The sequence below is a fragment of the Novosphingobium sp. 550D genome (assembly GCF_057401885.1).
This window is the reverse complement of record NZ_CM171613.1, coordinates 717,510-740,384: the sequence shown is the minus strand read 5'-3', so window position 1 is coordinate 740,384 and position 22,875 is coordinate 717,510. Positions and strand designations below refer to the sequence as shown.

Here is a 22,875-nt window from a genome sequence, read left to right as displayed (position 1 = left end):
CCCGGCCTGTAGGCCGCGATGGAAACAAGGGGGCGATCATTGCGCCGTGCCTCCTATGAACTGATTGTCAAGGTGGGCGATGAGACTGCTGGCGAACTGGCCCAGCGCGCCATTGCCCATGTCCTCGGTGACAGGCTGGAACGGATCGACGGGCACGGCGCGATCATCACGCTCAGCGACAACTTGGTCATTCTGGCCAGCCCGGAACAGGCCGGTGAGGTTGAAGCTATGTTGGCGATCCTTGCGCATCATGCCGGACAGGCAGCGGCTGGGGGATCGGGCCTTGTAGCGATGGTCGCCGGGCAGTTCCGCGTTGCGGTCAATCAGCAGGACGCAGAGCGCGGCGCGTTCTCGTCCGAAATGCTGGCAGGCGCGGCCCCATGTGCTCTGGGCGATGCCGAGGCGGGCGCAGCTTCGCCATGAGGCCTCGACGATGTTGGGCCATGTGGCGCCGCCCAAAGCCGCGACCAGCTCCTGATAGGCCTGTGTGGCGACGCTGACGGCGGCGCTGGGCGTGATCCGGTCGGGCGCTGCGCCCCGCGCGCTACAGCTTTGTGGTGAGTTTTTGTCTTGTATATTGGGTGCGCAGTTTTCTTCCGGCGCGTCGGAAGTTTTTGGTGCACGGGGATCGGCTGCGGGCGCGCTGGCGATGGCATCGAGCATGGCGGACAGGGTCTCCCGGATCGCGGTGAGGCGGGCGATGCTGGTGATGCGGGCGGTGCGGCCGCCGGGCAGAACGGCCTCGGCGCGTTGGCGCAAGGCGTCATCGCAGGCGTGGCGGATGCACTGCCCCAACTGACGGATCTCGGCGCGGCATTGGCTGATGGCGCGGGCTTGCAGGTCGAGCGCCTCGGCCTTGCTCTTCAACTCATTATAGCGGGTGATGAGGGGCGCGAGATTGATGCCCGCTGCCCAGGTGATGATGCCGTCCTGGCGGTCACCCGCCCGCGCTCCGTTGATGCCGGCGTTGCGGACGATGAAACCGGCGCGCTCAAGCTCACGCTCGGCTGAATTGATCGAGCGGGGCGTGATGCCTAGCGCCTCGGCAAAACGGCAGGCCTGTGTCCAGACGGCGCAGATGCGGCCCTTGAGGTAATCGGCATCCATCGTCTTGAGGACGTAGTGCCGCACCAGCGCCACGGCGGTGGAGGACAGGCCGAAGCCGGGCCGAGCCACTTGCTCGAACAGGCGCAGCAGGTCGAAGCGCGTGACGCCCGCAGGCAGGCCCGCATGGGTGAGGGTCGTACTCATACGGCACCAGATTCAGCCTGAATTGGCAGCGAAGTCCGGTTAGCCAACACCCTCGCAAACCCGCAGAAACCCGTCAGGCGTTTTGCCCCGGTTTGCCTGTCTAATGATTTGAAATCAGCGCCTTGTTGAACCCCTGTCGGGTGCACCATTTTTCCAGACTTTGCCGAAATCGCTGTCGGGATCGCCCGTTCCAAATTCGCATGTTCGTTCATGCGGGGGCCGTGATTTGCGAATTTGACATTGGTTTCATGAAATCGGCTCATCGCCGCATGTCCTGATCGTGGGCTAATCAAGCGTCGTTTCAAGGCCTAGAAAGGCGGCGCCCTATTCAGGAAGAAGCCCCCATGCAGATCACCCGCAACGGCAGTGCGCCTGCCGCCTTTGGCCCGGAAGCCACCTTTACCGGCGAAGTACGCATCGACACCCCCTTTGTCGGCAGCGATGGTGCCTCGGTTTCCGGCGCCCATGTTCATTTTCAGCCCGGCGCCCGCACTGCATGGCACAGTCACCCGCTGGGCCAGACCTTAATCGTCACCCATGGCGTGGGCCGGGTGCAATTGGATGGAGAGCCGGTCCGCACCATACGCGCAGGCGACACCGTGTGGATCCGCCCCGGCGAACGCCACTGGCACGGCGCGGGCGAGACGACGGCGATGAGCCATATTGCCATTATCGAAACCGTCGATGGCCAATCGGCGACATGGATGGAACATGTGGCCGACGACGATTTTCTGGCTCTGCCTCAGGATTAAAGATCGCCAGAATTAAAGATCGAAAGGATATCTATGAAGACCCTTGGTTATGCCGCTCATTCGGCGGAATCTCCGCTCGTCCCGTTTCATTTTGATCGCCGCGAACCGCGCGCCAATGATGTGGTGATCGAAATTCTTTATGCCGGCGTGTGCCATTCCGACCTTCACACCGTCCGCAACGATTGGGGTGGCACGGTCTATCCGGCGATTCCGGGCCATGAAATCGTGGGCCGCGTGATCGAAACCGGCAGTGATGTGACCAAATACAAGGTGGGCGACAATGTGGCGGTGGGCTGTCTGGTCGATGGCTGCCTTGAATGCGATCAATGCGAAAAGCATCAGGAGCAATTCTGTCGCGAAGGGTTGCACGGCACCTATAATGCGCCCGACCGGATTGATGGCACCAACAATTACGGCGGCTATTCGCGCCATATTGTCGTGCGTGAAGAATTTGTGCTGGGCGTGCCCGATGGCATGGACCTGTCGCGCGCCGCGCCGATTCTGTGCGCCGGGATCACCACCTATGCCCCGCTCAAGCGTTGGGGTGTCAAGGAAGGCAGCCGCGTGGGCGTGATCGGGCTTGGCGGTCTGGGCCATATGGCGGTGAAGCTGGCCGCGGCCATGGGCGCGCATGTCACCGCGATCAGCCGCACCGCCGACAAGGCCGAAGAAGCCGCCGAAATGGGCGCGCATGGCCTGCTGATTTCCGGCGATGTCGCCGCGATGCAGGCCGCCTCGATGACGTTTGATGTCATCATCGACACGGTGCCGGTGAAGCATGACCTCAACCCCTATATGCCCCTGCTGGACATTGACGGGATGTTGGTGATCGTGGGCCAGCTTGGCCCGGTGGGCGAATTCAACACCGCCACCAGCGTGCTGCACCGCACGGGCGTTGTCGGATCGCTGATCGGCGGCATTGCCGAAACGCAGGAAGTGCTGGATTTCTGCGCCGAAAATGGCGTGCTGCCCGAATGCGAGATGATCGCCATTCAGGACATTAACGAAGCCTATGATCGACTTGAAAAGGGCGATGTGCGCTATCGCTTCGTGATCGACATGGCTTCGCTTGAGGCCGAAATGGCCTGAGCCGGTTGCGAGGCGTATTTCACCCCATCCCCGGAATATGCCTCGCAAATAGCGCTTGACCTTCCCATGATGGGAAGCCCCACATTCGCGCCATGAACGACAATTCGTGGCGTGAGTGCGGATCATGAACAAGGTTTTGCAGATCGAGGGCCTGTCCTGCGCATCCTGTGTGGCGCGGGCCGAAAGGGCGTTGATGGCCGTGCCCGGCGTGTCGGGGGCCAGCGTCAATCTGGCGACGCAACGCGCCAATGTGCGCGGCACAGCGGATGCCGACGCCCTTGTGTCCGCCATCAAGGGCGCGGGATATTCCGCCCATGAATTTCACACCGACATCGATCAGGATGAAACCGACCACCGCCGCGACGTTGAGGCGCAGGCATTGCGCCGCGATTTTCTGCTGGCTTTGGTGCTGGCCTTGCCGGTCTTTGCGCTGGAAATGGGCGGGCATGTCATTCCGGGCGTCCATGAACTGATCCACGCCACCATCGGGATGCAGAACAGCTGGTATCTGCAATTTGCGCTGACCACGCTGGTTCTGGCGGGGCCGGGGCGGCGGTTTTATCGGCATGGCATTCCGGCGCTGTTGCGCATGGCGCCTGATATGAACTCGCTGGTCGCGGTGGGCACCTTTGCGGCCTACGCCTATTCGCTGGTGGCGACCTTTGCGCCCGGCCAACTGCCCCCCGGCACGGTCCATGTCTATTACGAGGCCGCCTCGGTCATCATCGCGCTGATCCTGCTGGGCCGGATGATGGAGGCGCGGGCCAAGGGCCGCACGTCCGAGGCCATCGGGCGGCTGATCCGGCTTCAGCCCAAGGTTGCGCGGGTGCGGGTCAAAGGCGAAGTGATCGAGGTCGGCATTGGCGAGGTTCTGACCGGCGACATTATCGAGGTCCGCCCCGGCGAACGCATCCCGGTGGATGGCGAAGTGATCGAGGGCGACAGCTTTGTCGATGAAGCCATGATCACCGGCGAACCCATCCCGGTGGCCAAGACCATCGGCAGCCGCCTTGTCGGCGGAACGGTGAACCAACATGGCGCCCTGGCCTTTCGCGCGACGGCGGTGGGGGCCGATACGGTCCTGTCGCAAATCATCGCCATGGTGGAGGAGGCACAGGGCGCCAAATTGCCGATCCAGACCATGGTGGACCGCATAACCCTGTGGTTTGTTCCGGCGGTGATGGCGGCGGCGGTGATGACCTTTGCGGGGTGGATGGTGTTTGGGCCGCAACCGGCGCTGGGTTTGGCCATGGTCAATGCGGTGGCGGTGCTGATTATTGCGTGCCCATGCGCGATGGGGCTGGCCACGCCCACCGCGATCATGGTGGGTACGGGCCGCGCCGCGGAATTGGGCATCCTGTTCCGCAGGGGCGAGGCTTTGCAGGCCCTGCGCGAGGCAAAGGTCATTGCTCTGGACAAGACGGGCACCTTGACGCTGGGGCGGCCGGTGCTGACCGATCTGCATCTGGCGCCGGGGTTTGAACGGGGCGTTGTTCTGGGCACGATGGCGGCGGTGGAGGATCGATCCGAACACCCCATCGCCCGTGCCATCGTTGCCGCAGCGCGTGAGGAAGGTTTGACCCTCGCCCCGGTCAGCGGATTTGCCGCCATCACCGGCATGGGCACGCGCGGCGTGGTCGATGGGCGCGATGTGGCGATTGGCGCGGATCGCTTCATGGACAGCATGGGGATCGATGTCGGCATATGGGCCGAAACCGCCGCGATCATGGGCCGCGATGGCAAGACCCCGCTCTATGTCGCGATGGATGACGTTTTGGCGGCGGTTCTGGCCGTGTCCGATCCAATCAAGCCGGAGACGCCCGCCGCGATTGCGGCTTTTCATGCGATGGGGTTGAAAGTGGCCATGATCACCGGCGACAATCGCGCCACGGCGCAGGCCATTGCCGCGCGCCTGAACATCGATGAAGTGGTGGCGCAGGTCATGCCCGACGGCAAGGTGGAAGCCGTGCGCCGGTTGCAGGCGCAATATGGCATGTTGGCCTATGTGGGCGATGGCATCAATGACGCGCCCGCTTTGGCGCAGGCCGATATTGGCGTGGCCGTGGGCACGGGCACCGATATTGCCATAGAGGCCGCCGATGTCGTGTTGATGTCGGGCAATCTGGGCGGGGTGGGCGACGCCATGGCCCTGTCGCGCGCGACGATGAGGGCGATCGGGCAAAACCTGTTCTGGGCCTTTGCCTATAATGTCGCGTTGATCCCGGTGGCGGCGGGGGTGCTGTATCCGGTGCTGCTCTCGCCGGTGTTTGCGGCCGGCGCGATGGCCATGTCCTCTGTCTTTGTGCTGGGCAATTCGCTGCGGCTGCGGCAGTTTCGGGCCAAAGGAGGCGCGTGATGAACATTGGCGAGGCGGCAAAGGCATCGGGCGTTTCGGCCAAGATGATCCGCTATTACGAACAGACGGGCCTGATCCCCAAGGCGGACCGGCGGGAATCGGGATATCGTGATTATTCGCCCGCCGATGTCCACAATCTGCGCTTTATCCGCCGCGCCCGCGACATGGGCTTTGCCGTGGCCGAGATCCACGAATTGCTGGGCCTGTGGCGCGACCGTTCGCGCCACAGCGCCGATGTAAAGCGGATTGCGTCGGACCATGTCGCGCAATTGAGCGCGCGCATCGCCGCGATGGAGGAAATGCGCGCCACGCTTCAGACATTGATCGGATGCTGTGCCGGGGATGACCGGCCCGATTGCCCGATCCTGGCCGATCTGGCGCAACCTGGTGATGGGCCGGGGGGTGATGAAGGCGGGCGCCCCGATCCCATCCACCGATTGCGCGAACAATCCACAGCCAATCGCCGTAATTAGACCCCAATCCTGGCCTTTTCCACCGGAGTTTCCACAGGCGTTCCCCGTTCCACCCGTTCCGAATAACGGTCGACCAGTTGATCGACATGCGGGCGGAGCAGCACGGTAAAGCGTACCAGTTCTTCGCACACATCGACGATGCGGTCGTAATAGGACGAGGGTTTCATTCGCCCGGCCTCGTCAAATTCCTCATAGGCCTTGGCGACGGAGGATTGGTTGGGGATGGTGAACATCCGCATCCATCGGCCCAGCAGGCGCAGGGTGTTGACGCTGTTGAACGATTGCGACCCGGCGCTCACCTGCATAACGGCCAGAGTGCGCCCCTGCGTCGGGCGCATCCCCTTCATGGCCAAAGGCAGGTGGTCGATCTGGGTCTTCATGATGCCGGTGATCTGGCCATGGCGTTCCGGGCTGCACCACACCTGACCTTCGGACCAGAGCGAAAGTTGGCGCAGTTCATGGACGGCGGGGTGGTCATCGCCGCCCACCTGATCGGGCAGGGGCAGGTCGGAGGGATCGAAGATCTTCACTTCGCACCCGAAATGGATCAGCAGGCGGGCGGATTCCTCGACCACCAGCCGCGAATAGGACCGTTCGCGCAACGAGCCATAGAGCAGCAGAATGCGCGGCGGCGGATCACCCGCGCCAAGGCCGAGGGCAGGGCGCAAATGCGCATATTCAGGCCGTAGCGCGGGCAGATGATGCGGATCGGACAGGGTGCGCAGGCGCGTGGACTGGGTCATGGATCAAACCTTTTCCGGTGTGCTGTCGGCGAACCAGCGGCGGCCGATCCACAGCGAAACATTGACCAGCCCGATCAGCACCGGCACTTCGACCAGCGGGCCGATGACGGCGGCAAAGGCGACGGGCGAGGCCAGACCAAAGGCGGCAATCGCCACCGCAATGGCCAGTTCGAAATTGTTCGACGCCGCCGTAAAGGACAGCGCGGCGGCGCGCGGATAATCGGCGCCCATCACCTTGGCCAGAGCAAAGCTGAGCAAAAACATCGTGATGAAAAAGATCACCAGCGGCACGCCCACCTTGACCGCATCCATCGGCAGGGCAAGGATTTCGCCGCCCTTCAGGCTGAACATGGCGATGATGGTGAAGAGCAGCGCGACCAGCGTGATCGGGCTGATCGCGGGGATGAAGTGGCTGTTGTACCATTCCTTGCCCCGATGGGAGATCAGCACGCGCCGCACCAGATAGCCCGAGGCGAAAGGCACGCCCAGATAGGTCAGCACCGCCTTGGCAATCATCGGAAACGAGACGTCGATAACATGCGCCTCCAACCCGAAAATCGGGGGCAGCACGGTCAGCAGCAGCCAAGCATAGGGCGTGTAGAAAAAGATCTGGAACAGTGAATTGAACGCGACCAGCCCGGTGACATATTGCGGGTCACCATGGGCCAGCTGATTCCACACCAGCACCATGGCGATGCAAGGCGCGATGCCGATCAGGATCAGCCCGGTCATATATTCGGGCGAATGGGGCAGAAACGTCACCGCCAGTGCAAACATCAGCGCCGGGCCGATGATCCATGCCAGCGCAAAGGACAGGCCCAGAATCCGCCTATCACGGAAAACCTGCCCCAATTCCTCATATTTCACCTTGGCCAGCGGGGGAAACATCATCAGGATCAGACCGATCGCGATGGGGATGCTGGTGCTGCCCACGGACATGGCGTTCAATGCGGCGGGAACGGCGGGGATAAAGCGCCCCAGCCCGATGCCCAGCCCCATGGCCAGAAAGATCCACAAGGTCAGATAGCGGTTGAGAAAAGACAGACGCTGGGTCATGCCGCACCTTCCATTTGCCCGATTTGGGCCAGTTGCGCGGTCAATTCCGCGCGGTCCATCGTTTCGAACGGCAGCGCCAGAAAAGCCTGCGCCCGCATCATCAACAGGCGCCATGTTTCCTCAAAGGCGGCGTCCTCGGCTTCCTCGCCCACGGCGTCGGCGGGGTCTTCCAATCCCCAATGGGCGCGCAAGGGGGCGCCCGGAAAGACCGGGCAGGCCTCACCCGCAGCATTGCCGCAGACGGTGATGGCCAGATCAATGCGCGGCGCATCGGGGCCGGAAAAGACCAGCCAGCTTTTGGAGGAAAACACCGATGTGTCGATCCCGCGCCGCGCTAACAGCCTCAGCGCGCCGGGGTGGGGCACGCCCTTGGGCTTGCTGCCCGCGCTGAAAGCCTGAACCCGGCCGGGGGCCAGATGGTTGAAGATCGCCTCGCCCAGGATCGAGCGGGCCGAATTGCCGGTGCACAGCACCAGAATGGAAAAGGGCGCGCTCATGCGCCACCCACGCGGGCGCCGGTGGCGTCGATCACCTGTTCGCCATCTTCCTTGGCAAAGGCGCCTTGCTGGGCGGCGGGAATCAGGTCGAGCACTTCCTCGGACGGGCGGCACAATTTGACGCCCAGCGGCGAGACGACCAGCGGGCGGTTGATGAGGATGGGATGCTCGATCATCGCGTCGATCAGTTGCGCATCGCACAATGCCGGATCGCCCAGCCCCAGTTCGGCAAAAGGCGTGCCCTTTTCCCGCAACAGCGCGCGCGCACCGATCCCGGCCCGCGCCATCAGGCTCTCCAGCATTTCGCGCGAGGGCGGGGTCTTGAGATATTCCACCACATGCGGCTCGATTCCTGCATTGCGGATCATGGCCAGCGCATTGCGCGACGTGCCGCAGGCCGGGTTGTGATAGATGATGATATCAACAGGCAAGGTCATACGGTTTGCTCCGCAACAGGTGTGGGACAGCAGGCGACATCGGGCAGGCAAGACGCCCCGCCGCAGCAATTTTCGGTCAGATAGGCCATCAGGCCGTTCATCGCGGCATAGTTGGCGGTGTAGATGATCAGACGGCTTTGACGGCGTTGTGACACCAATCCGGCATGGGACAGCGCGGCCAGATGAAAGCTCATCGAGGAGGAGGCCATGCCCAGCCTTTCGGCGATGGCGCCCGCGGCCATGCCATCTGCGCCCGCCTGAACCAGCAGGCGAAAGGCGGCAAGCCGGTGTTCCTGCGCCAGCGCGCCCAGCGCGGCGATGACATTTTCCGCTTTGGGCAACTCCGGGGTGACGGGGGGCAATTCCACGCGTATCTCCATATTTCGATAAGTATTGAAATATGGAGATACGCCGCGCTCGTCAAGAGCGATGGTGTTGGGTATGCCCCTTGCTTACACCTTCATCATATAGCGGATCTAATGTTCACAAGAGGCAGAAGGGAATTCATCGGCACATGGCGATCTATGCCAGCGGCAAGGGCGTGGTGCGGTTCAGGGACTATCGCTTTCGCGCAAAGGGTTAGGCGCGCCGGGTGGCGATGGGCAGGGCATAGGCCCCGCCCAGTCCGGCCAGAACCAGCAGGATGGCGCCGGTAATGAAACTGGCCTGATAGCCCAGATGGTCGAACATCACGCCGCCCAATGCTGCGCCCAGCGTGATCGCCATCTGGATCACGGCGACCATCAATCCGCCCGCTGCCTCGGCATCATCGGGCAGGGTGCGCGCCATCCACGCCCACCATGCCACCGGAGCGGCGGTGCCGATACAGCCCCACAGCGCCATCAGAACCGCAGTGGGCACGACGCCCGCCCCCCATCGCGCCAGACCCAGCGCCACCAGTCCAAGCACCAGCGGCATGGCGAGCAATGTGCCCCGCAGAGACGCGGCAATGAACCGCCCAATGATCGCATTGCCCACCAGACCCGCCGCGCCCAGCCCCAGCAGGATCAGCGATAGGGTCGAAACATCGACCCGCGTCACCTGCTCCAGAAACGGGCGGAAATAGGTGAAGACCGAGAATTGCCCCATGAACAGCAAGGCGGTGGCCATCATGCCCCATGCCGCCTTGGGTTTGCGCAGGACGGCAACCATCGTGGCGGGCTTTTCGGGGGGCGAGGGCAGGCTGGGCAGGCTGAAATATTTCCACGCAAAGGTGAGGGCCGCCATCGGCACCACCACGAAAAAGGCGCCGCGCCATCCGATATATTGGCCCAGAAAGCTGCCCAGAGGCGCCGCGATGGTGGTGGAGAGCGCATTGCCGCCATTGAGCAGCGCCATCGCGCGGGGGACATCACGCGGCGGCACCAGGCGCATGACCGTGGCCGCCGACATTGACCAGAAGCCGCCGATCACCACGCCGATCAGCGCGCGCCCCACCATCAGCACCAGAAAATTGGGCGCCGCGGCCACCACCGCGCCCGATACGGCCATCAACCCCGTCAGGCCCATCAACAGATGCCGCCGGTCGATCCCGCTGCTGATCCGGGCAATACAAAGGCTGGTGATGACAGCGAACAGGCCGGAAATGGCGATGGCCTGTCCGGCGGTGCCTTCGGTCAGATGCAGGTCGTGGGCGATGGGGGATAGCAGGCTGACCGGCATGAATTCCGACGCGATCAGGGTCGAGACGCAAAGCGTCAGCGCAAAGACCGCGCTCCACGCGGCGGGGGCGTCATCGGCGGGAAAGGGGCTTGCTGCATTGGCGTGGGGGGAAAGGCTGGTCATCAGATTCTCGGACAGGAGGGATGAGCCTTCCTATCCGCGTTACGTCTTGGGGATTAGCCGGTGCTTTTTCGATGGGTCGATGAGGAAAATTCATCAAACCGTGAATCGATCAAAAACCCATCGGGCGCAGCTCGCGGATCAATTCGATCAACATGCGCAACCCCACCGGCAAATTGCGCCGCCCCGGATAATAGATATGCAGCGCAGGCCCCGGCGTGAGCCAATCCGACAACATCGATGTCAGACGCCCCTGTTCCAGATCATCGGCCGCACAAATCAGCGGCAAATAGGTGATACCCGCCCCGCGCCGCGCCAGATTGAGCGCAAACTGTCCCGAATTATGGGTGATCGATCCGGGCACCGCCAAGGCCATGCTTTCACCGCCGCGTTCAAATTCCCAGCGATAGACGCGACCATTGCCCAGCCACACCTGAAGACAGCGATGGTCCTTCAGATCATGCGGATGCTGGGGCAAGCCATGGGCGGCCACATAGTCGGGCGAGGCGACCACGGCCCATTCGACATCGGCGCTCAATCGCTGGGCAATCATGTCATCGGGCACGGTGCCGCCAAACCGGATTCCCGCATCGAACCCATCGTCAAAGACGTCGAGCATGCGGTTTTCGACATAGATATCCAGTTCGATGTCCGGCCAGCGTCGGTTGAATTCCGGCAGCACCGGGGCCAGCAGCATATCGGCCGCCACATCGGGAACATTGATGCGGATGCGCCCGCGCGGCGCGTCACGATGGCGGTTGAGTACGTCCTCTGCGCCCAGCACGGCGGCAAAAGGCCCGCTCAATTGCGCGATCAGGTCTTCTCCCGCCGCGCTCAGCGTCACCGAACGGTTGGTGCGATTGACCAGCCGAACCCCCAGCCTTTCCTCCAGCCCTTTGAGTGCATGGCTGAGCGCCGAGGCGCTGACGCCCAGTTCCAGCCCCGCCTGACGAAAATTGCGGTGGCGGGCAATGGCCAGAAAAGCGGCAAGATCGGCAAGGTCGGTGCGTGCAAAGGCCATGGGCGGAATATAGGGATTTGGCGAGCGAACGGGTAGAGGGATGTCACACGTGAAACACCGGTATCATTTCGGCATTTTCATCGCCATCAATACCAACCGCCCGTCGATCCGGTCAAACCAATGCGCAACGCCGGCGGGCACCATGATCCAGTCGCCCTTTTTCACGTCCTGACCGATGCCGCCTTGAATCGCGCTGCCGGTGACATTGGGGGTGCCGGCGTTCTTTTCATCGATCAAGGCGCCGCCCGTCACCAGATGGCCGTTGCCCTCGATGGCGTAAAAGAACTCGTGTTCATCGCGATGGGTGGATGCGCCACCCACCTTGATGCGATATTCGATATTGGCGCGATAGGGTGACAGGTTCAGCAGGTCCAGCGCCGGGATCGGCTTGCCCGCCTCGGCTGCAGCTTGGGCCTTGGCGATTTTTTCCTGCACCTGTGCGGCATCGACATGGATGGCCGCGGCGCTTTGGGCCAGGGCCGCGCCGGGCGCGATCACGAACAACGAAGCGGCAAGCAGGCGCAAGGTCATCGGGCAATCCTTATCAACGGTCGGGGCTTAACCCAACCCGATCACTTCACCCGCCAGCGTCAAATAAAAGCGCGCGATTTCGGCCAGAGCCTGATCGTCAAGGACAAAGGGCTGTCCTGCCGCCTGTTTCCCGCCCGCCACGCCCAGCGAGGCCATGGCCAGATCGCGCGCGGTCAAGGCGCAATGGTTGCGCACGGGTTGATCACAGGCCACGACCTGTAACCGCCGGATCGCGCGCAGGCGGGGCCGGTGTTTGTCCAGCGGGTGGAGATCGGCCGGGGCGCGGCGATAGGCCTTGGGCGCCATCGCCTGCAGGAATCCGCGATATTCGCTGATCAGCAGCGAGAAGAACCGGTCGAGTTCTTTCAGATGGTTGCCCGAAACCCGCATCAACACCTGCGGTTTGAGCGGGCTGGGCGCGGGGCGCGTTTGCGCGGCACGCGCGATCAGATAGCGGCAACCGGCCTCCAGCGTGGCGAAACTGGTATGCAATGCCTGCGCATTGGTATGGTCGAACCAGTGTTTTGCCGGATCAGTTTGCCGATTTTCACCCTGTCGGATCATGATGGATGCTCCCATGGCAAGCGGGAGCATGGCAACTCTCAGCCGACAGCGCGCGACATAATGATGCTGACGGTATGGCCAGCCCTACAGGTTGCGGGCGGTTTCGTCCAATGCAATCGTGAGCAGCGATGGTAGCGATATAAGTGCTATCGTTGGTATTTTAATCATTCTCCTTGCGCATGACAGGTAAATTGGCGCATCAGCCAACCGATCAAAGGATGGCGCGCAATGGCAACGATCAAGGATGTGGCAGAGCATTCGGGCATTTCGATCAAGACGGTGTCACGCGTTATCAATGGCGCGCAGACCGTCCGGCCCAAGGTGCGCGAAAAGGTCGAGGCATCGATCCGCGCGCTGAATTACCGCCCCGCTCTGGCCGCGCGGCAATTGGCCAGCGGGCGCAGTTTCATCATCGCCATGATCGCCCCCCGCCTGACCTACAGCTATTTTTCGCGCATTATGGTGGCCGCGGCGGATGCTTGTCGAAAGGTGGGCTATCATCTGGTGCTGGAGGTGATCGATGGCGAAGATGCGGCGATTTCCCTGTCATGCGAACCCGATGCGGTGATTGTGGTGCCGCCCTTTGCGGATAATTTGCGTGTGCTTTCGGCCCTGTCGGCGCTGGGCAAGCCGGTGGTGCGGATTGCAGGGCGCGAGGATGGCGTGGGGCGCAGCGTGGCAGTGCATGACCATGCGATTGCCCGCGAAATGGCGGATTATCTGGCGGACAAGGGGCATCAATGTCTGGCCATGATCGCGCCGCCCCGGCCCGAAATGGCATCCGAAGAACGGCTGACGGGCTTTCGCGAAGGGCTGGCTGGGTGGGGGCTGGATTTTCCCGAAACCCATGTCGTGCGGGCGGGCATGACCTTTGTCGAGGGCGAGCGCGCCTTTCGCGAACTGATGGCTTTGCCCCGACGGCCCACCGCGATTTTCGCCGCCAATGATCAGATGGCGCTGGGCGCGATGGCCTGCGCATTGCGCATGGGGTTTCGCGTGCCCCAGGATGTGGCGATTGCCGGTTTCGACAATTCGATCGAGGGGCAGATGTGCTTCCCCGCGCTGACCAGCATTCACCAGCCGGTCGAGGAGATTGCGCGGATTGCGGTGGATATGGCCTTGGGTCGGGATCTGGGGGAGGCGGGCTTTGCCCACCATCTGGTGATCCGCGAATCGGCCTAAAAGTACCAGCGATGGTATTTTCTTGACTCCCCGCGCGGCCCGATTATGCATGGGGCCAAGATGGCGCGGGGGCGGCAATCCTCTCTGGCGCGCGGATGGGTCAAAGAATTGGCCAGGCAGGGGATGGTTGGTGATGGCGAAATTGCACAAAATGATTCTGGGCGGCGCGGCATGCTTTGCCGTCATGGCGTTTCAGGGTGGCGTCGCGCAGGCGGCCCGCAAACCTGCTGCCAAGCCCGCAGAGGCCCCGGCGCCCGAAGCGCCCGCCCGTCCGCGCAACATCATCTTCGTGCTGGTCGATGATCTGCGCTTTGACGGCATGGGCTTCCTGCAACCGGGCCTGTTGCAGACGCCCAACATCGACAAGATGGCGCGTGAGGGCACCTATTTCCCCAATGGCGTGACCACCTCCTCGCTGTGCAGCCCCAGCCGCGCGACGATCCTGACGGGTATGACGGCGCGCAACCATGGCGTGGTGGACAATAACAATTCGTCCGAGGATGGGCTGACCTTCTTCCCCGCCTATCTGCAACAGGCCGGGTATCAGACCGCCTTTATCGGCAAATGGCACATGGGCAATGACACCGACGCCCCGCGCCCCGGCTTCAACAAATGGCTCAGCTTCAAGGGGCAGGGGCATTATTACCCCACGGGCGACCTGCCTGCCGCCGCCGTGGCTGCGGGCAAGGCCAATATGTTCAACGTCGATGGCAAAGAGGTTGCCCAGACCGGCTATATCACCGACGAACTGACCGATTATGCGATGAACTGGCTGGAAAAGGAGCGTGATCCCAAGAAGCCCTTCTTCCTCTACCTTTCGCACAAGGCGGTCCATTCCGATCCCTTGCCCCCGCCGCGCTATGCGCATCAGTATGACAAGGCAAAATTCGCCCTGCCCGCCAGCGCGGAAAACACGCCGGAAAATTACAAGGGCAAGCCGCGCTGGGTCTATGATCAGCGCAATACGTGGCATGGTATTGATTTCTTTTATAATTCCGACATGAAAATGACGGAATACCTGAAATATTACTATGGCACGCTCTCGGCGGTGGATGACAGCCTTGGTCGGATCATGGCGTACCTGAAAAAGAACCATCTGGAAAAGGACACGCTGGTCGTGTTCACCAGCGACAATGGGTTCCAGATCGGCGACCATGGGCTGATCGACAAGCGCACCGCCTATGAGGCATCGGTCCGCGTGCCTCTGGTGATGTGGGAGCCGGGGACGGTGCCCGCCAATACGGTCAACACGGGGCGCGTGCGCGGCCTCGATTTCGCTCCGACCTTTTTGACGGCGGCGGGCGTGAAAACCATGCCGCAACAGTTCGAGGGCCAGAACGCATGGGGCCTGATCACCGGCGCGCAAAAGCCTGCACAGTGGAACCCCAGCGATTTCATCTACGAATATTACTGGGAATGGAGCTTCCCCGAAACGCCCACCACATTTGCCATTACGCGCGGCAATCTGAAGTATATTCAGTATCACGGCATCTATGACCGCGAGGAACTGTATGACATCGGCGCCGACCCCACCGAGATGACCAATCTGATCGACGATCCGGCGCATCTGAACGACAAGATCACCCTGCGCGCCGCCCTCTATCAACAGATGGCGAATGATAAGGGCAAGCACATGATCCCCTATACCGCGCGTCAGGCCATCGGTTCGGTGCGGCGGATGAAGGGGGGGACGGGGGCGGCTCCTTTCCCGGAAGAATGGCTGGTCGAGCCCAATCGGACCGACCGTTTGGACGACATCATGCCAGACACCATGGCCAAGGGCGCGGCCAAAGCGGCGGGCAGGCCTTTCGTCAATTCGCCCACCGTGGCCGAACAGCTCAAGAAGATTCCCGAAAAGTAAGGGGCCTTTGCAAGCCGTTTATCCGGACATAGACATAGGCGATGACCATGCCGCAGCCTTCGCCCGCCCCATCGAATATGCGCCTTGTCGAAGGCGGCGTGTTCATGATGGGATCTTCGGCCTTTTATCCGGAGGAAGCCCCGCGCCGAAAGGTGCGGGTTGCTTCATTCTGGGTTGATGAAACCCCGGTGACCAACGCGCAATTCGCCGCTTTTGTCGCGGCCACCGGATACAAGACCTTTGCCGAAACCCCGCCCGATCCGCGGGATTATCCGGGCATGGACCCGGCGCTGGCGGTGGCCGGATCGCTGGTTTTCACGATGACCGACCGGCCGGTGGATCTGGGTGATCCGTCGCAATGGTGGCGATGGGTGGCGGGGGCGTGCTGGCGCCATCCGTTGGGGCCGGAGAGCGATATTGCGGATATTCTTGACCACCCGGTCGTGCATGTGACGCATCAGGACGCCGCCGCCTATGCCGCATGGGCGGGCAAGCGTCTGCCCACCGAGGCCGAGTTTGAATTTGCCGCGCGCGGCGGGCTGGAGGATGCCGAATATGCATGGGGGGACGAATTGACGCCGGGGGGCGAGCATAGGGCCAACACATGGCAGGGCCTGTTCCCCTTTGCCAACACTGCCGCCGATGGCTGGGTACGGACCAGCCCGGTGCGCGCCTTTCCCGCCAATGGTTATGGCATCCATGACATGATCGGCAATGTCTGGGAAATCTGCGAGGATTGGTGGAGCCTGCCGGGCGATGCGCGCCCGCGCAAGAAGAGCGCCTGTTGCGCCATCGACAATCCGCGTGGGGGTTTTCGCGCCAAGAGTTTCGATCCCGCCCAACCCACCGCCAAAATCCCGCGCAAGGTGATCAAGGGCGGCTCGCACCTATGCGCGCCATCCTATTGCCAGCGCTATCGACCGGCGGCCCGCCACCCCCAATCGATAGACAGTTCAACCAGCCACATAGGTTTTCGTTGCGTGATGGACCATCGGGCTGATTGACTTCCATTACACCGTATGGTTTACGGACAGGGAAGCGCTTTTGACAGGCTTGTCACTGGCGGAAAACCACTATACCCCCAGCATAACGATGCTTGGCCAATAGGTTTGGCATGCGATTTGGCCCTGGTACGTATGAGAGTACTGCATGACCGAAACTCCCCCGACTGTTGATTCCTCTGAGAATTCCTCGTCTTCGACCGCACGCAAAGTCCTGCCCATCCTGGGATTGGCGGTTTTGCTGGGCGGCGGCTGGTGGGGGTGGGATTATTTCACCCATGGTCGCTATATCGAGGAAACCAACGACGCCCAGATCGCGGCGGATACTTTGGCCGTCTCGCCGCGTATTTCCGGCTATGTGGCACAGGTGCTGGTTCAGGATAACCAGGATGTGAAGGCGGGCACGCCTTTGATCACGCTCGACCCGCGCGATTACAAGGCCAAGACCGCGCAGGCATCGGCGCAGGTCGCCATTGCGCAGGCCTTGGAAGCCAATGCGCAGGCCGCCATTGCCGAACAGCGCGCCGGGATCGAACAGGCCCGCGCCCAGTTGAGCGCCGCGCAAGCCAAAGCCAAGTTCGACGCCGATCAGGTCAAGCGCTTTACGCCTCTGGTGGCGAGCGGGGCAGAACAGGCGCAGCAATTGTCGCAATTGCGCGCCGCGGCCGATCAATCCGCCGCGCAGGTCCGCGCACAGGAAGCCGCCATCGAGGCCCAGCAACGCCGCATCGCCAGCATCGAGGCGCAGGCCAGACAGGCCGCCGCGCAGGGACAGGGCGGCAAGGCCCAGTTTGACGCCGCCAATGTCGATCTGGACGCCACCACGATCCGCGCCGCCATCGACGGCCGCATTGGGGACAAGACCGTGATGCAGGGCCAGTTCGTGTCGGCGGGCACGCGCCTGATGACGCTGGTGCCTTTGTCCAAGATCTATGTCGTGGCCAATTTCAAGGAAACGCAATTGGCCCATATGCGCCCCGGACAGGATGTGTCGATCAAGGTCGATGCTCTCGATGGCCGCGCCATCAAGGGCAAGATCGAGAGCCTTGCGCCTGGCACCGGGTCCAGCTTCAGCCTGATCGCGCCCAGCAATGCGACCGGCAATTTCACCAAGATCGTCCAGCGCGTGCCGGTGCGCATCCGCATTGAAGCCGACGCCGATACGCGCCGCCTGTTGGTGCCGGGTCTGTCGGTGACGGCGATGGTGGACACGAAAACGGCGCATTGATCATGGTCGATGCGCCTCCGGTAAAGGCCGACCTGTCGGCATGGCTGGCGGTGGCGGCGGGAACGTTGGGCGCGCTGATGGCGACGCTCGACATTTCCATCGTCAATTCCGCGCTGCCTACGATTCAGGGTGAAATCGGCGCTTCGGGCACCGAGGGGACGTGGGTGGCCACGTCCTATCTGGTGGCCGAAATCGTCATCATCCCGCTGGCCGCCTGGCTTCAGCGGGTGCTGGGCCTGCGCACGTTTTTGCTGATCGCGGCCAGCCTGTTCACGTTCTTCTCGATGATCTGCGGCTGGGCCGACAGCCTGACGATGATGATCATCGGGCGCGTGGGTCAGGGCTTTACCGGGGGGGCGTTGATCCCCACGGCGCAGACGATCATCGCCATGCGTTTGCCGCGTGAACAGCAACCGATCGGCATTGCCGCCTTTGGCGTGACGGTGGTGATGGGGCCGGTGATGGGGCCGCTGGTGGGCGGCTGGCTGACCGAGAATGTCAGTTGGCACTATGCCTTCTTCCTCAACCTGCCGGTCTGTATCGCGCTGTTGATGCTGCTGATTTTGGGCCTGCCGCATGAGAAAAGCCATCTGGGCGAATTTGCCAATGCCGACTGGTTTGGCATTGCCGGATTGGCGCTGGGGCTGGGCGGTTTGACGGTCTTGCTGGAGGAAGGGCAGCGTGAGCAGTGGTTTTCCTCTGACCTGATCCGCGAAATGGCGCTGGTCAGCGCGCTGGGCTTTGTCAGCCTGTTTCTGGGGCAGAAATTTGCCAAGCGCCCGGTGATTCAGCTTCGGCTCCTGCTCGACCGGCAATTTGGCGCGGTGGCGGTGATGGGGCTGGTGCTGGGTATGGTGCTTTATGGCACGTCCTATGTGATCCCCCAGTTTCTGGCGGCGGTGGCCAATTACAACGCGCTGCAATCGGGCAAGATCGTCTTGATCTCCGGCCTGCCCAGCCTGTTCATGATGGCCATCGTGCCGATCCTGTTAAAGCGTATCGACGTGCGCGTGGCGGTGTTCTTCGGGCTGGCGATCATGGGCGTGTCGTCATTGGTCGACACGGGCATGACGATGAGTTCGGATGGCAGCGATTTCGTCGAATCCCAGCTGATGCGCGGCGTGGGTCAGATTTTGGGCATGTTGTTCCTGTCACAGGCCTGTGTGCGTTCGGTGCCGCGCGAACTGGCGGGCGACGCGTCGGGCCTGTTCAATTCGGTGCGTAACCTGGGGGGCAGCATCGCTCTGGCCGGGATTGCCATCATTCAGGACAACCGTATCTGGCTCCACACGCGCCGGTTGGAGGAAACGCTCCACGCCAACAGCGTGATGGTGCAGGATCAGGTGCGCGCGATGGGCGGCCTGCTGCGCGCCGCGCCCCAGATCGAGGGCCAGCTTCAGCTTCAGGCGCTGGTGATGACCTATAACGATATTTTCCGGATCATGGGCTATGGTACGTTGATCGTGCTGCCGCTGGTCCTTTTGCTGCGCCCGTTTTCCAAAGACGCCGCGCCCGACGTTCCTATGCATTGACGAGAGCCATGATGACCCGTTTGCCGATGATGATTGCTGTGGGGTTGCCGCTGGCGCTGCCATTGGCTCTGGGCGCCTGCGCGGTGGGGCCGGATTATTCCGGGCCGCCCAAGATGGCCCATGGCAAAGCCTTTGTGCGCGGGGCCGTGGATGCGCAGGATGCGCCCGTTCTGGCCCGCTGGTGGGAAGTGTTGGGCGATGCGCAGCTTAACGCGCTGATCACCGAGGCTCTGGCCCACAGCCCCAGTGTCGAGGATGCTCAGGCCAAGGTGCGCGAAGCCGCCGCGGTGCTGCGCCAGAGGAAGGCCAGCGATCTGCCTTCGGTTGCCCCCACATTTATCGCGGGCAAGGCCGAACTCCCGGCGTTCAGCGCGGGGGGAAGCCGCAGCTCGCTCGAAATCTACAACCTTGGCGCGACGGCCTCGTGGGAACCGGATTTCTGGGGCATCAACAAGCGCACCAATGAAAATGCCCGCGCCAATGAGGATCGGGCCAAGGCGCAGCTGGCCGATGCGCAGGTCAGCCTTTCGGCGCAGGTGGCGCAGGCCTATGTGAACCTGCGCGATGCACAGAACCGCGCGGTAATGGTGGCGCAGGTCGTCACCTTGCGCGAACAGGCGCTGGGCCTTGTGCGGCAACGCCATGGCGCGGGCGTGGCGACGCTGGCCGATGTGGCGCGTTACGAAGGCGATATGCGCAGCGCCATGGCACAGGCCGCCCCGATCCGGGCGCAGGTCGAAGTGGCGATGAACCAGCTCGCCGTGCTGACCGGAAAGGCGCCGGGGGAACTGGATGCCGCATTGGCGCAGGTCAAGCCGCTGCCCGTTCTGCCCGCCAAGGTGGCGGTGGGTGATCCGGCCGATCTTTTGGCCCGGCGTCCCGATGTGCGCGCGGCCGAACGCCTGCTGGCCGCGCAAACGGCGCAGGTGGGCGTGGCGCGGGCGAAATTGCGCCCCCGCCTGTCCTTCACCGGCATTCTGGGCATGGGTAGTTCCTCGATCACCAGCATCGTCGATCCGGCGACAGCGGCCTATGGCATCCTGCCCCAGATCAAATGGTCCGGCCTCGATTGGGGCAAGGGACAGGCCAGCGTAGCGCAGGCCAAGGCTCAGCGCGACAGCGCGCAGGCGCAATATCGCCGCGCCGTCCTGACCGCTCTGGAAGATGCCGAAAGCAGCCTGTCGCGTTTCGGGGCCGCGCGTGAACGCCTGATGCAGTTGGAAGCGGGCGAAGGCACGGCCCAGTCCAGCGCCCGCCTTGGCGCGCAAAGGGTCAGCGCGGGGACATCCTCCAAGCTGGAACAGACCGAACGCGAAGCCCAGGTATTGCAGGCCGCGATCACCAGCGCACAGGGCCGCGCCGAAGTGGTGGTGGACTATATCGCCATCGCCAAGGCGCTGGGTCTGGGCTGGGAAGGCTAAACATCCATCATCAGCCTTGCGCCGATCGCCATCAGCGCAAGGCCCATGGCCCCTTCGATCCAGAATTTGGCGCGGGCAAATCCGGCCAGAACGCGTGGGTGTGAAAAGCCCAGCGCGACCGCGCAATACCACCCCGCCGACACCAGCCCGGCAATCGCCACCAGCGCGACCGAAAACCACAGCGGCGGGTGGGGCGGCATGATGACGGTCAACACGCTGGCGTAAAAGGCCAAAGCCTTGGGGTTGGTCATGCTGACCAGATAGGCGCGGCGAAAGGCGTGGAGGCCATGGGCGGCGTCCTGCACCGGGGCGGGCATCGGGCCGGGCATGGGAGCGCGCGCGCCCAGCACCAGTTTCACCCCCAGCCAGATCAGATAGGCCGCCCCGGCATAGCGCAGCACCATCAGCACGGCAGGCGAGGTCTTGAGCACCGCCCCCATGCCCACTACCGCCATCAACGTCCATGTCGCCGAGGCCAGCCCCATCGCCAGCCCCGCCAGCAGACCGGCACGGCGCGTGCCGCCCATCGTGATCGAGGTAACGGCGATGAAATTCGGCCCCGGGCTGATAAAACCCAGCAACAGCACGCCCGCCAGCCCCAGCAATTGCCACAATTGTTCCATGGGGATAATTCTGTGACAGCCGCGCGCACCTGTGTCGAGCCATGCTATAGGCCGCGCCCATGGATGACATGATGCCCTGGCTGGCCCGCCGCGAAAACTGGACCCCGCAAAGTGAGGACGCCCGCGATGGCGGCGACATCGATTATGCGCGGGTGATCCATTCGGCCTCTTTCCGGCGGCTTCAGGGCAAGACGCAAATCCTCAACCTTGGCGACAGCGATTTTTATCGCACGCGCCTGACCCATTCGCTGGAGGTGGCGCAGATCGCAGGCGGCATTGCGCGGCAATTGCAAAAGGACGCGCCCGATCATCCCGCCACCGCGATCCTGCCGGGGCGCAGCCTGATCCATGCCATCGGATGCACCCATGATTTCGGCCACCCGCCCTTTGGCCATGGGGGTGAGGTGGCGCTGAATTACTGTATGCGCGACCATGGCGGGTTTGAGGGCAATGGCCAGACGCTGCGCATCCTCTCGCGGCTGGAGACTTTCTCGCAAGGGGCGGGGGCCAATCTGGCGCGGCGGACTTTGCTGGGCGTGCTGAAATATCCGGTGGCTTTTTCCGATGTGCTCAATCCGGACATCACGCCGAGGTTGGCAACCGGCCCAACCACCTTGCGCATCATCGATGCGGCCAGCGCCAAGCCGCCCAAATGCTATCTGGATAGCGAGCGGGACGTGGTGGATTGGATTCTCGATCCTTTGTCTGCATCGGAGTCCGCATCGGACCGGGCCCTGTTCCAAAGCTTTACGGCCAAACCGGGCGGCCATGCTAAATCGCGCCACAAATCGCTCGATTGTTCGATCATGGATGTGGCCGATGACATTGCCTACGGCGTCCATGATCTTGAGGATGCCATCGCGCTTGACCTCATCCACCGCGAGACATTTGCCGCGGCGGTGACGGATCGCTGTCCCACGTTCCTCGACGCGCTCAAGGCCAAATATCCGGGCGAGAGCGCCAATGACGTCATGCGCCAATTCGTCGATGGCCTTTATGGCGGCGAAAACAGCCGGAAACGCTTCATCGGTCGGCTGGTGCATCATTTCCTGACGGCGGTGCATTATGTCGAGATGGAAGAGTTTGCCTCGCCGCTGTTGCGCTGGCGCGTGGGGATGGCGCCGGGGCAGAAGGCTTTCCTTGATGTGCTCAAAGATCTGGTCGTGCGCGAGGTGATCACCAGTCCGGCGGTCCAGCATCTCGAGTTCAAGGGCCAGACGATGGTGGTGGCCGTGTTCGAGGCGATGCAGGCTGATCCGAGGCGCCTGCTGCCCCGTGACCGTCTGCCTGCGTATGATCAATATGGGGTGCGGGCGATTTGCGACTATGTGGCGTCGATGACCGACACCAGCCTGCTCAAAACCTATGAGCGTCTGTTTGCCCCCCGCATGGGATCGGTGTTCGATCGGCTGTAATCCGGCGGCCTTGCCCCGGACGACAGGCAAAAAAATGGCCAGCCCGGAGGCTGGCCTTTG

General features: G+C 62.7%; 23 protein-coding genes. 11 read left to right on the top strand and 12 right to left on the bottom strand.

Going from position 1 to position 22,875, the window contains the following annotated elements; translation table 11 throughout:
• Positions 1–36: 36 nt before the first annotated feature.
• Together AC2S2E_RS03505 and AC2S2E_RS03500 are read right to left on the bottom strand one after the other, a co-directional pair.
• Positions 37–1,251 carry a helix-turn-helix domain-containing protein gene (locus tag AC2S2E_RS03505; protein ID WP_486523714.1) on the bottom strand — a complete coding sequence of 405 codons (1,215 nt, stop codon included), beginning with the start codon at positions 1,249–1,251 and terminating at the stop codon, positions 37–39.
• Positions 1,248–1,514 carry a hypothetical protein gene (locus AC2S2E_RS03500; protein ID WP_486523713.1) on the bottom strand — a complete coding sequence of 89 codons (267 nt, stop codon included), beginning with the start codon at positions 1,512–1,514 and terminating at the stop codon, positions 1,248–1,250. The genes AC2S2E_RS03505 and AC2S2E_RS03500 overlap by 4 nt, the downstream gene beginning before the upstream one ends.
• Before the next feature lie 81 nt (positions 1,515–1,595).
• Here AC2S2E_RS03500 and AC2S2E_RS03495 point away from each other — a divergent pair, with 81 nt between their 5' ends.
• The 4 genes from AC2S2E_RS03495 to cueR all read left to right on the top strand — a co-directional run bounded on the left by AC2S2E_RS03495 (position 1,596) and on the right by cueR (position 5,921).
• On the top strand, positions 1,596–2,003 hold the full coding sequence (locus AC2S2E_RS03495; RefSeq protein ID WP_476106121.1) for a (R)-mandelonitrile lyase: 408 nt from the start codon (positions 1,596–1,598) through the stop codon (positions 2,001–2,003).
• Positions 2,004–2,036: 33 nt separating this feature from the next.
• On the top strand, positions 2,037–3,092 hold the full coding sequence (locus AC2S2E_RS03490; RefSeq protein ID WP_486523712.1) for an NAD(P)-dependent alcohol dehydrogenase: 1,056 nt from the start codon (positions 2,037–2,039) through the stop codon (positions 3,090–3,092).
• A 124-nt stretch (positions 3,093–3,216) separates the two neighbouring features.
• A complete protein-coding gene (locus AC2S2E_RS03485; protein ID WP_486523711.1) occupies positions 3,217–5,448 on the top strand; it encodes a heavy metal translocating P-type ATPase in 2,232 nt (743 codons plus the stop codon).
• Entirely contained in the window at positions 5,448–5,921 is a 474-nt protein-coding gene (gene cueR, locus AC2S2E_RS03480; protein WP_486523710.1) for a Cu(I)-responsive transcriptional regulator, read from the top strand. Before AC2S2E_RS03485 ends, cueR begins: the two co-directional genes overlap by 1 nt.
• On the opposite strand, the gene arsH is transcribed toward cueR, so the two are convergent.
• The 9 genes from arsH to AC2S2E_RS03435 all read right to left on the bottom strand — a co-directional run bounded on the left by arsH (position 5,918) and on the right by AC2S2E_RS03435 (position 12,552).
• On the bottom strand, positions 5,918–6,664 hold the full coding sequence (arsH, locus tag AC2S2E_RS03475) for an arsenical resistance protein ArsH (protein WP_486523709.1): 747 nt from the start codon (positions 6,662–6,664) through the stop codon (positions 5,918–5,920). The genes cueR and arsH overlap by 4 nt on opposite strands.
• A 3-nt stretch (positions 6,665–6,667) precedes the next feature.
• On the bottom strand, positions 6,668–7,720 hold the full coding sequence (arsB, locus tag AC2S2E_RS03470) for an ACR3 family arsenite efflux transporter (protein WP_486523708.1): 1,053 nt from the start codon (positions 7,718–7,720) through the stop codon (positions 6,668–6,670).
• On the bottom strand, positions 7,717–8,217 hold the full coding sequence (locus tag AC2S2E_RS03465; protein WP_486523707.1) for an arsenate reductase/protein-tyrosine-phosphatase family protein: 501 nt from the start codon (positions 8,215–8,217) through the stop codon (positions 7,717–7,719). Before AC2S2E_RS03465 ends, arsB begins: the two co-directional genes overlap by 4 nt.
• A complete protein-coding gene (gene arsC, locus AC2S2E_RS03460; protein ID WP_486523706.1) occupies positions 8,214–8,654 on the bottom strand; it encodes an arsenate reductase (glutaredoxin) in 441 nt (146 codons plus the stop codon). Before arsC ends, AC2S2E_RS03465 begins: the two co-directional genes overlap by 4 nt.
• On the bottom strand, positions 8,651–9,022 hold the full coding sequence (locus AC2S2E_RS03455) for an ArsR/SmtB family transcription factor (protein ID WP_486523705.1): 372 nt from the start codon (positions 9,020–9,022) through the stop codon (positions 8,651–8,653). The genes arsC and AC2S2E_RS03455 overlap by 4 nt, the downstream gene beginning before the upstream one ends.
• Before the next feature lie 211 nt (positions 9,023–9,233).
• Positions 9,234–10,439, bottom strand: a complete 1,206-nt coding sequence (locus AC2S2E_RS03450; RefSeq protein ID WP_476106103.1) for an MFS transporter — start codon at positions 10,437–10,439, stop codon at positions 9,234–9,236.
• A gap of 109 nt (positions 10,440–10,548) precedes the next feature.
• The gene (locus tag AC2S2E_RS03445; protein WP_486523704.1) at positions 10,549–11,457 is read right to left on the bottom strand and encodes a LysR family transcriptional regulator; all 909 of its coding nucleotides are present in this window, start codon (positions 11,455–11,457) and stop codon (positions 10,549–10,551) included.
• A gap of 63 nt (positions 11,458–11,520) precedes the next feature.
• A complete protein-coding gene (locus AC2S2E_RS03440; RefSeq protein WP_486523703.1) occupies positions 11,521–11,988 on the bottom strand; it encodes a cupin domain-containing protein in 468 nt (155 codons plus the stop codon).
• A 27-nt stretch (positions 11,989–12,015) separates the two neighbouring features.
• Positions 12,016–12,552: a hypothetical protein gene (locus AC2S2E_RS03435; RefSeq protein ID WP_486523702.1), complete on the bottom strand. Its 537-nt coding sequence runs from the start codon at positions 12,550–12,552 to the stop codon at positions 12,016–12,018.
• Between the two features lie 228 nt (positions 12,553–12,780).
• Between AC2S2E_RS03435 and AC2S2E_RS03430 the strand changes: the two genes are divergently transcribed.
• The 6 genes from AC2S2E_RS03430 (at position 12,781) to AC2S2E_RS03405 (ending at position 20,777) form a co-directional block, all read left to right on the top strand.
• Positions 12,781–13,734: a LacI family DNA-binding transcriptional regulator gene (locus AC2S2E_RS03430; protein ID WP_486523701.1), complete on the top strand. Its 954-nt coding sequence runs from the start codon at positions 12,781–12,783 to the stop codon at positions 13,732–13,734.
• A 133-nt stretch (positions 13,735–13,867) separates the two neighbouring features.
• Positions 13,868–15,595: a sulfatase family protein gene (locus AC2S2E_RS03425; protein ID WP_486523700.1), complete on the top strand. Its 1,728-nt coding sequence runs from the start codon at positions 13,868–13,870 to the stop codon at positions 15,593–15,595.
• A gap of 77 nt (positions 15,596–15,672) precedes the next feature.
• A complete protein-coding gene (locus AC2S2E_RS03420; protein WP_486524538.1) occupies positions 15,673–16,599 on the top strand; it encodes a formylglycine-generating enzyme family protein in 927 nt (308 codons plus the stop codon).
• 145 nt (positions 16,600–16,744) lie between these two features.
• On the top strand, positions 16,745–17,824 hold the full coding sequence (locus AC2S2E_RS03415) for an HlyD family secretion protein (protein ID WP_476106096.1): 1,080 nt from the start codon (positions 16,745–16,747) through the stop codon (positions 17,822–17,824).
• A 2-nt stretch (positions 17,825–17,826) separates the two neighbouring features.
• Positions 17,827–19,356 (top strand): MDR family MFS transporter, encoded by a 1,530-nt coding sequence (locus tag AC2S2E_RS03410; protein WP_486523699.1) that lies wholly within the window; start codon positions 17,827–17,829, stop codon positions 19,354–19,356.
• A gap of 8 nt (positions 19,357–19,364) precedes the next feature.
• Positions 19,365–20,777: an efflux transporter outer membrane subunit gene (locus AC2S2E_RS03405; protein WP_486523698.1), complete on the top strand. Its 1,413-nt coding sequence runs from the start codon at positions 19,365–19,367 to the stop codon at positions 20,775–20,777.
• On the opposite strand, the gene AC2S2E_RS03400 is transcribed toward AC2S2E_RS03405, so the two are convergent.
• Positions 20,774–21,400, bottom strand: a complete 627-nt coding sequence (locus AC2S2E_RS03400; RefSeq protein ID WP_486523697.1) for a LysE family translocator — start codon at positions 21,398–21,400, stop codon at positions 20,774–20,776. The two genes, AC2S2E_RS03405 and AC2S2E_RS03400, sit on opposite strands and share 4 nt — an antisense overlap.
• 68 nt (positions 21,401–21,468) lie before the next feature.
• On the opposite strand from AC2S2E_RS03400, the gene AC2S2E_RS03395 reads away from it, so the two are divergent.
• A complete protein-coding gene (locus tag AC2S2E_RS03395) occupies positions 21,469–22,815 on the top strand; it encodes an anti-phage deoxyguanosine triphosphatase (RefSeq protein ID WP_486524537.1) in 1,347 nt (448 codons plus the stop codon).
• The last annotated feature ends 60 nt before the right edge of the window (positions 22,816–22,875 follow it).

Excerpts from the sequence above, each read along its gene's own strand:
- AC2S2E_RS03505 (WP_486523714.1), bottom strand. The coding sequence starts at position 1,251 with ATGAGTACGACCCTCACCCATGCGGGCCTGCCTGCGGGCGTCACGCGC.
- AC2S2E_RS03500 (WP_486523713.1), bottom strand. The coding sequence starts at position 1,514 with ATGAGCCGATTTCATGAAACCAATGTCAAATTCGCAAATCACGGCCCC.
- AC2S2E_RS03495 (WP_476106121.1), top strand. The coding sequence starts at position 1,596 with ATGCAGATCACCCGCAACGGCAGTGCGCCTGCCGCCTTTGGCCCGGAA.
- AC2S2E_RS03490 (WP_486523712.1), top strand. The coding sequence starts at position 2,037 with ATGAAGACCCTTGGTTATGCCGCTCATTCGGCGGAATCTCCGCTCGTC.
- AC2S2E_RS03485 (WP_486523711.1), top strand. The coding sequence starts at position 3,217 with ATGAACAAGGTTTTGCAGATCGAGGGCCTGTCCTGCGCATCCTGTGTG.
- cueR (WP_486523710.1), top strand. The coding sequence starts at position 5,448 with ATGAACATTGGCGAGGCGGCAAAGGCATCGGGCGTTTCGGCCAAGATG.
- arsH (WP_486523709.1), bottom strand. The coding sequence starts at position 6,664 with ATGACCCAGTCCACGCGCCTGCGCACCCTGTCCGATCCGCATCATCTG.
- arsB (WP_486523708.1), bottom strand. The coding sequence starts at position 7,720 with ATGACCCAGCGTCTGTCTTTTCTCAACCGCTATCTGACCTTGTGGATC.
- AC2S2E_RS03465 (WP_486523707.1), bottom strand. The coding sequence starts at position 8,217 with ATGAGCGCGCCCTTTTCCATTCTGGTGCTGTGCACCGGCAATTCGGCC.
- arsC (WP_486523706.1), bottom strand. The coding sequence starts at position 8,654 with ATGACCTTGCCTGTTGATATCATCATCTATCACAACCCGGCCTGCGGC.
- AC2S2E_RS03450 (WP_476106103.1), bottom strand. The coding sequence starts at position 10,439 with ATGACCAGCCTTTCCCCCCACGCCAATGCAGCAAGCCCCTTTCCCGCC.
- AC2S2E_RS03445 (WP_486523704.1), bottom strand. The coding sequence starts at position 11,457 with ATGGCCTTTGCACGCACCGACCTTGCCGATCTTGCCGCTTTTCTGGCC.
- AC2S2E_RS03440 (WP_486523703.1), bottom strand. The coding sequence starts at position 11,988 with ATGACCTTGCGCCTGCTTGCCGCTTCGTTGTTCGTGATCGCGCCCGGC.
- AC2S2E_RS03435 (WP_486523702.1), bottom strand. The coding sequence starts at position 12,552 with ATGATCCGACAGGGTGAAAATCGGCAAACTGATCCGGCAAAACACTGG.
- AC2S2E_RS03430 (WP_486523701.1), top strand. The coding sequence starts at position 12,781 with ATGGCAACGATCAAGGATGTGGCAGAGCATTCGGGCATTTCGATCAAG.
- AC2S2E_RS03425 (WP_486523700.1), top strand. The coding sequence starts at position 13,868 with ATGGCGAAATTGCACAAAATGATTCTGGGCGGCGCGGCATGCTTTGCC.
- AC2S2E_RS03420 (WP_486524538.1), top strand. The coding sequence starts at position 15,673 with ATGCGCCTTGTCGAAGGCGGCGTGTTCATGATGGGATCTTCGGCCTTT.
- AC2S2E_RS03415 (WP_476106096.1), top strand. The coding sequence starts at position 16,745 with ATGACCGAAACTCCCCCGACTGTTGATTCCTCTGAGAATTCCTCGTCT.
- AC2S2E_RS03410 (WP_486523699.1), top strand. The coding sequence starts at position 17,827 with ATGGTCGATGCGCCTCCGGTAAAGGCCGACCTGTCGGCATGGCTGGCG.
- AC2S2E_RS03405 (WP_486523698.1), top strand. The coding sequence starts at position 19,365 with ATGATGACCCGTTTGCCGATGATGATTGCTGTGGGGTTGCCGCTGGCG.
- AC2S2E_RS03400 (WP_486523697.1), bottom strand. The coding sequence starts at position 21,400 with ATGGAACAATTGTGGCAATTGCTGGGGCTGGCGGGCGTGCTGTTGCTG.
- AC2S2E_RS03395 (WP_486524537.1), top strand. The coding sequence starts at position 21,469 with ATGATGCCCTGGCTGGCCCGCCGCGAAAACTGGACCCCGCAAAGTGAG.